Here is a 6669-nt window from a genome sequence, read left to right on the forward strand (position 1 = left end):
ACCGGGCCGCGGCCTGACGCGCCGACATGCCGTCCGCCGATGCATTCAGAACCCTCGATCGCAAATCCTCGCTCAGCGCTCTCGCCATCATCCACCTCCATCGAGGCAGACTTCGCGACGTCCGGCACCGGACGGACCGTGCGTACCAAGGGCGCCTTGTCGCACAAGACGGCGCAGTTGATGGTCTTCAAGCTCATCATGGCCGCGACAAAGTCCTGGCAAAGGCTGAAGGGCGAAAACCGCTTGCCGATGGTCATCGCCGGCATCTTTCCGAACGACGCGGCCGTCGTGCGCCTCGTCGGTGCCATCATGCTCGAGACCAACGACGAGTGGGCCGTCTCGCGCCGCTACATGACGCTAGAGACTCTCGGCGTCGTCAGCGATAATCCTCTCGTCAGACTGCCCGTTCTGGCAGCCTGACTGAACTCGGCCCTGCCGAGATCGGTGTCTTACACCACCTCGCGGGACACGACCGCCGTCCCCACAGCCTCGTCTTGGGCAGCCAATGGAGTCTCAGGGGGATAATTTCGACCTATGGCGCTTTTGACGCTGCGTTCTCCATGCAAAGGCGATATCGAGATGCGTGGTTGGGGAATTTTCAATCAGTGAGCATGAGGTAGGACATGGCGGCCGGACTAGGCGTTGAACATCTGGCGATTCCGGATGTTCTGGTTTTGACGTGCCCGCGCCACGGCGACGACAGGGGCTTCTTCTCCGAGACCTACAATCGGAACCGCTTTGCCGAAGCCGGCATCGCCATGGAGTTCGTCCAAGACAACCATTCCCTGTCGGCCGAGCCCGGCACGGTGCGCGGCCTGCATTTCCAGACCCCGCCCTTTGCCCAGGACAAGCTGGTGCGGGTGGTGCGCGGAGCGATCCTCGACGTCGCCGTCGACCTTCGCACCGGCTCGCCGACCTATGGCCAGCACGTCTCGGCGGTGATCTCGGCCAAGGCCTGGAACCAGATCCTCGTTCCCATCGGCTTCGCCCATGGCTTCGTGACGCTCGAACCTGATACCGAGGTCGTCTACAAGGTCTCGAACGTCTATTCCCCCGAGCACGACAAGGGGCTCTTGTGGAACGACCCGGCGCTCGGGATCGACTGGGGCGTGTCCGAGGCGGCAGCGATCCTCTCGGCCAAGGACAAGGTCCAGCCCCGTCTCGCCGATCTGCCGGCCTATTTCTCCAGCGACAAGGATCAGTCTCGGTGAAGGTTCTCGTTACAGGCGGCGCCGGTTTCATCGGCTCGGCCGTCATCCGTCTTCTCGTCGGCGAACTCGGCGTGTCGGTCGTCAATCTCGACGCCCTCACCTATGCCGGCAATCTCGACACGGTGGCGCCGGTCGCCGACCGTCCCGGCTACCGCTTCGTCAAGGCCGACATCCGCGACGGCGCGGCGCTCGCCGAGATCTTCTCGGCCGAACAGCCGGACATGGTCATGCACCTGGCCGCCGAGAGTCATGTCGACCGCTCGATCGACGGGCCCTCCGCCTTCATCGAGACCAATGTCCTCGGCACATACCGGCTGCTCGATGCGGCCCGGGCCTACTGGTCGAAGCTTCCCGCCGAGCGGCGCGAGGCCTTCCGCTTCCACCACATCTCGACCGACGAGGTCTACGGCTCGCTCGGCGCCGAGGGCCTGTTCACCGAGACGACGGCCTATGCGCCGAACTCGCCCTATTCAGCCTCCAAGGCCTCCTCGGACCATCTGGTGCGGGCCTGGCACCACACCTACGGCCTGCCGGTGGTCACCACCAACTGCTCGAACAATTACGGCCCCTATCACTTCCCCGAAAAGCTCATACCTCTGACCATCCTCAACGGCCTCGAAGGCAAGGACCTGCCGGTCTACGGTACCGGCGAGAACGTGCGCGACTGGCTGTTCGTCGAGGACCATGCCCGCGCTCTGTGGACGGTCGCGACCAAGGGCCGTCTCGGCGAGGTCTACAATATCGGCGGCGAGGCCGAGCGCACCAACATCTCCGTCGTGCGAGCGATCTGCGACCTTCTCGACGAACTCGTCCCGAGCGGGCGTCCGCACCGCGAGCTGATCCGCTTCGTGACCGACCGGCCGGGCCACGACGCGCGCTACGCCATGGACATCACCAAGATCTCGACCGAACTCGGCTGGCGGCCACGGGAAAGCTTCGAGACCGGGCTCGCCAAGACCGTCGCCTGGTATCTCGCCAACCGGCACTGGTGGGAGGCGATCCGCTCACAGAGCTATCAGGGCGAGCGGCTCGGCCTCAAAGGGGCGGAGAAATGAGCGACATCCTCCTGGCCGGCGCGAAGGGCCAGCTCGGCATCGAGGTCGAGCGCGCGGTGCGGGAGGCGGGGATCAGCCTGGCCGCCTTCGACCGCTCCAGCCTCGACATCACCGACCGGGCCGCGGTGATGGCGGTGGTTCGCGCCTCGGGCGCGAGGGTCGTCGTCAACGCCGCCGCCTATACCGCGGTCGACAAGGCCGAGAGCGAGCGGGAGGCGGCCTTCGCCGTCAACCGCGACGGCGCCGCCCATCTCGCCGAGGCGGCCGCCGATGCGGGCGCGGCCATCATCCACGTCTCGACCGACTACGTCTTCGACGGGTCGAAGACCGGCGCCTATGGCGAGGACGACGCCGTGGCGCCGCTCGGCGTCTATGGCGAGAGCAAGCTCGCCGGCGAGGCGGCCGTGCACCGGCTCTGCGGCGAGCATGTGATCCTGCGCACCGCCTGGGTCTATTCGCGCCATGGCCAGAACTTCGTGAAGACCATGCTGCGGCTGGCGCGCGAGCGCGACGCGCTGCGGATCGTCGCCGACCAGAAGGGGTCGCCGACGGCGGCGGGCGATATCGCCGATGCGATCGTGGCGATTGCGCGCTTGCATCTTGCCGGCGCGATGCCGACAGGCGGCTTCGGCACCTTCCATGCCGCCGGCGGGGGCGTCACCAGCTGGTGCGACTTCGCCCGCGAGATCTTCCGGCTGTCCAAGCCGTTCCTGCCGCGCGTCCCGACGGTCACGCCGATCACCACGGCCGACTACCCGACCCCGGCCAGGCGCCCGGCGAATTCGCAGCTCGACTGCGCGAAGCTGAAAGCCGTCCACGGCATCGCCCTGCGGCCCTGGCAGGCGGCGCTGGCGGACGTGCTGCGTGAGCCGCTGTAGGCGATCGCGCTGACCTCTCAGCCTCCGGCGGCGGCGGGCGGGCGCGGCTTCCTTACGGATTGGCGGCGCTTTTCGGGCTCCCGGCCGCTTTGGCGGCTTTTCTTTCATAGTCGGCGTGAAGGTCCGCGAGGCGCTCGGCCAGGAAGGCGGCGAATCCGGCCTCAGCGACGCCGATGTCGAGCCGCATGCGCCCGCCGCCCGCCGGGGCAAGGCGGGCGATCTCGCGGCCGTCCGCCGCCTTCAGGCTGCGGGCGGGCTCCCTGCCGTCCTTCGGGCGGCTGCGGGGGCGAAGCCGCGCATGCAGCCGGCGGAAGCGCTCGTTGGAGCCAGCGGCGAGAAAGCCGGCGGTGCCGATCTCGTCCTGCGCCTTCACACGTCCCGCATCGCCCTTCAGATAGTCTGCAAGCTCCAGCCAGCGCGGCCGCCCCGCCTTCGGCGCCGGCCCGATCGCCCGGGCGATGTGGACCGGCACGCGCTCGGCGACCTGCAGGAGGCGGCTCATCTCGGCCTTGTCGACGGCGAGCGCGGCCTGCGCGAGCGTCCGCTCGAAGCCATGATCAACAAGCGCCTTGGCGAAGAACGCGCGCTCGATGAAGGAGAGGTCCCGGCGCTCGGCATTCTCCTTACCCTGGGCGGTGACCAGAGCGGCATCGTCGAGGTTGCGGACGATCGCCCGCACCTTGCGCCCCAGCGCCGCGGCGGCGGCGACGCGGCGATGGCCATAGGCGGTCTGGTAGAGCCCGCGCGCGGCCTTGTCCGGGTCGGCATGCGGGCGCACCAGCACCGGCACCTGCTGGCCGGTCTCCGCGATCGAGGCCTTCAGCGCATCGAAGGCTTCGTCGAGGCCGGCCTCCTCGCCGGCCCGCGACAGGCGGTCGGCGACCGGGGAAGGCTCGATCGCCGCGGGCTCGAGTTCGACGATGCGCTCGCCGCTCGCGATCTCGGCGCGAAGCGCGCGGGCCGTCTCGGCTTCGCGGGCGAGCGAGCCGAGGCTGAGCCCCATCGCCTTCACTGCGCCAGAGGGCACGCGCGTTCCCGAAAGGGCCGAAGCCGGAGCCGGTGCTGTCGGCTGCGGTGTCTTGCTCGCGGACGGGGAGGGGGCGGAGGCGGGCCGTGTCGTCTCGGCGGCGGCCGCGTCCTTCCCGGCGGTGAGAAGCTGGCGCAGATGGTCGCGGCGTTTCACGGCATTCTCCCGATCGACCGGCGAAGGCGGTTTCCGAAGATAGGGGCGGCCGAGTTGTCAGCTGACACCCCCCGCATTGCCATTGCCCTTGGCGTCGGATGAAAGCGTTCGAGGGGGACGGCCAGACTCCCGCCACCTGGCAGATCTTCACCAAAGTTGTCAGCTGACAACCCCGGTCCGACCGTCACCTTTGAGGCGGGAGGCGAGCATCGCGCACCGACCGTGCCACCCTCGCCCTCGGTCGGCCCTGGTCCGGAGTTGTCAGCTGACAACCGCTTTCGGAGCATCAGGTCCGCCAGCGGTCGAGGGAATCCGTTGAAGGCCGTTGCGGAACAGGCCGGCGCGGCCCGTCCCCCGCCCGGGTTGTCAGCTGACAACCCACCTGCGACCCTTGTCGGCCCGTCTGGCAAGTGCGCGAATGAGGCTGCCCGGCGGCGGCCGAGGAACAGGCGGATCCGGTTGTCAGCTGACAACCCACCTGCGACCCTTGTCGGCCCGTCTGGCAAGTGCGCGAATGAGGCTGCCCGGCGGCGGCCGAGGAACAGGCGGATCCGGTTGTCAGCTGACAACCGTCCTGGCTGCGAGAGGACTTCCTGCGTCTCGATGGGCTGGGTAGTCGAGCCTGATGCCGGGCAGTCCGCCAGCCTGCTAATACCCCAGTTGTCAGCTGACAACAGAGCCGGGATCGCGACCTCCGGGTAGGAGCGGGAGCGACCGGCGGCGGTGCTCAGCGCTCTGCCGTGGCGCCGGCCTCGGACGGAGTTGTCAACTGACAACCTGGCTGTCTCTTCCCGCCATAGGAGGACGCGCACCGGCTGAAGCCTCGCCTGTCGCCAGACACTTGCCGCCCTGTCCCCGGCAAGGTTGCCAGCTGACAATCCGCCGCTCTCCCGCCGCAGAAGCAAGGGCCCGGCCGTCATGCCCGTCCCCAGCTCTTCTGGACCAGCGCCGCGATCTCGTCGTTGACCGCCGTCAGCGACTCCACCACCCGGTCGTAGGTGCCGCGGGTGAAATTCTCGCGGCCGACCTCGTAAAGCGTCTGCTTGGTGAGGCCGGCATCGGCGATCGCGGTCGACTTCAGCATGGCGTTGGTCAGCACCCGGTCGCCGAACTGGGCGCGCAGGAAGCCTGCGATCTGCGCCTGCGGCCCGTCATGCGGCTCGTAGCGGGTGAGAAGATAGCGCAGGAAGTCGAAGTTGAGCGTGCCGCCGGCCTCCCGCACCACCGAGAGGAGGTCCGCCGTCATGAACAGGAACTGGCTCATTGAGGCGACGTCGAGCATCTGCGGATGCACGGTGACGATCACCGATGTCGCCGCGCAGAGCGCGCCCAGCGTCAGGAAGCCGAGCTGCGGCGGGCAGTCGAGGACGACGATGTCGTAATTATTCGCCACCTCGGCGATGGCGCTCTGCACCCGCACGAAGAAGGGCAGGCCGTCCGCGCCGCCGTCCCGGGCGAGCTCGCGCGTCGTTGTGTGCTCAAACTCCTGAAGCTCCAGATTGCCCGGCACGAGGTCGAGCCCGTCGAAATAGGTGCGCTGGACGATCTCGGCGAGCGGGCGCCGCTCGCCGTCGTAGCGGATCGCGCCGTAGAGCGTGTCGTTGCCGGACAGGTCGTGCTCGGGCTGGTAGCCGATGAGGGTGGAGAAGGAGGCCTGCGGGTCGAGGTCGATGCCGAGCGTGCGATAGCCCTCGAGCGCGAAATACTGCGCGAGATGGGCGGAGGTCGTGGTCTTTCCGGAGCCGCCCTTGAAGTTGGTGACGGCGATCACCTGCAGATGCTCGCCGGCTTCCGGGTCGCGCCATTTGAGATATTGCTGCGCCTTGGCGCTGCCCTTCTCGTGCTGGGAGGCGAGATGGCGGCGCAGCGCGTTGATGTCGGCGAGCGTGTAGGAGCGCCGCCCGCCGGGACCGACCTCCGGCTGCGGGCCTTCGCCCGACAGCGACAGCTGCCTCAGATAGCCGTCGGAGACTCCGATCAGTTTTGCTGCCTCCCCGGAGGAGAATGGCCGCAGCACCTTCTGCGAGGCGGGTGGAAAGAGGCGCGCGCGCATCTCCGAGAGCTGCGAGGACAGCAGTCGCGCATCCTCCGCGATCAGGTCGTCAGCCGTCTTCATGCGTTAGGGCACTCCCCATTCCTCGCAGAACCGGATCGGCTTGCAGCATGAGAGCGTCTCGCATCCTGTCGGACGCAATAAGGACGCACTACACCTTGATCCCGCGCATCGTGCCGCCAAAGGATAGGTCTTCCGGCCGTGCTTTAAGATACGGTTACGCCACGTGAGTTACGCCGTCAATCGTAATTGGCATAGAAGGCCGTCAGTGACTGCCCCCCCCCCCCCC

At 67.9% G+C, this 6669-nt stretch carries 5 protein-coding genes and 1 pseudogene; 4 read left to right on the plus strand and 2 right to left on the minus strand.

Going from position 1 to position 6669, the window contains the following annotated elements; translation table 11 throughout:
• Window positions 1-87: 87 nt before the first annotated feature.
• The 4 genes and pseudogenes from AB5S17_RS22810 to rfbD all read left to right on the plus strand — a co-directional run.
• Window positions 88-420, plus strand: a pseudogene (locus AB5S17_RS22810) (transposase); the annotation flags it as partial.
• Between the two features lie 203 nt (window positions 421-623).
• Window positions 624-1211, plus strand: a complete 588-nt coding sequence (rfbC, locus tag AB5S17_RS22815; RefSeq protein WP_369243486.1) for a dTDP-4-dehydrorhamnose 3,5-epimerase — start codon at window positions 624-626, stop codon at window positions 1209-1211.
• Window positions 1208-2266, plus strand: a complete 1059-nt coding sequence (gene rfbB / locus AB5S17_RS22820) for a dTDP-glucose 4,6-dehydratase (RefSeq protein WP_369243487.1) — start codon at window positions 1208-1210, stop codon at window positions 2264-2266. The genes rfbC and rfbB overlap by 4 nt, the downstream gene beginning before the upstream one ends.
• The gene (gene rfbD / locus AB5S17_RS22825; RefSeq protein ID WP_369243488.1) at window positions 2263-3144 is read left to right on the plus strand and encodes a dTDP-4-dehydrorhamnose reductase; all 882 of its coding nucleotides are present in this window, start codon (window positions 2263-2265) and stop codon (window positions 3142-3144) included. The genes rfbB and rfbD overlap by 4 nt, the downstream gene beginning before the upstream one ends.
• Before the next feature lie 52 nt (window positions 3145-3196).
• Here the strand turns inward: rfbD and repB are convergent, their stop codons facing one another.
• Window positions 3197-4327 carry a plasmid partitioning protein RepB gene (gene repB / locus AB5S17_RS22830; protein ID WP_369243489.1) on the minus strand — a complete coding sequence of 377 codons (1131 nt, stop codon included), beginning with the start codon at window positions 4325-4327 and terminating at the stop codon, window positions 3197-3199.
• Window positions 4328-5243: 916 nt separating this feature from the next.
• Window positions 5244-6443 (minus strand): plasmid partitioning protein RepA, encoded by a 1200-nt coding sequence (gene repA / locus AB5S17_RS22835; protein ID WP_369243490.1) that lies wholly within the window; start codon window positions 6441-6443, stop codon window positions 5244-5246.
• Between the last annotated feature and the right edge of the window lie 226 nt (window positions 6444-6669).

Source organism: Jiella sp. M17.18 (assembly GCF_041027365.1).
Lineage (GTDB): Bacteria > Pseudomonadota > Alphaproteobacteria > Rhizobiales > Rhizobiaceae > VKMB-3413.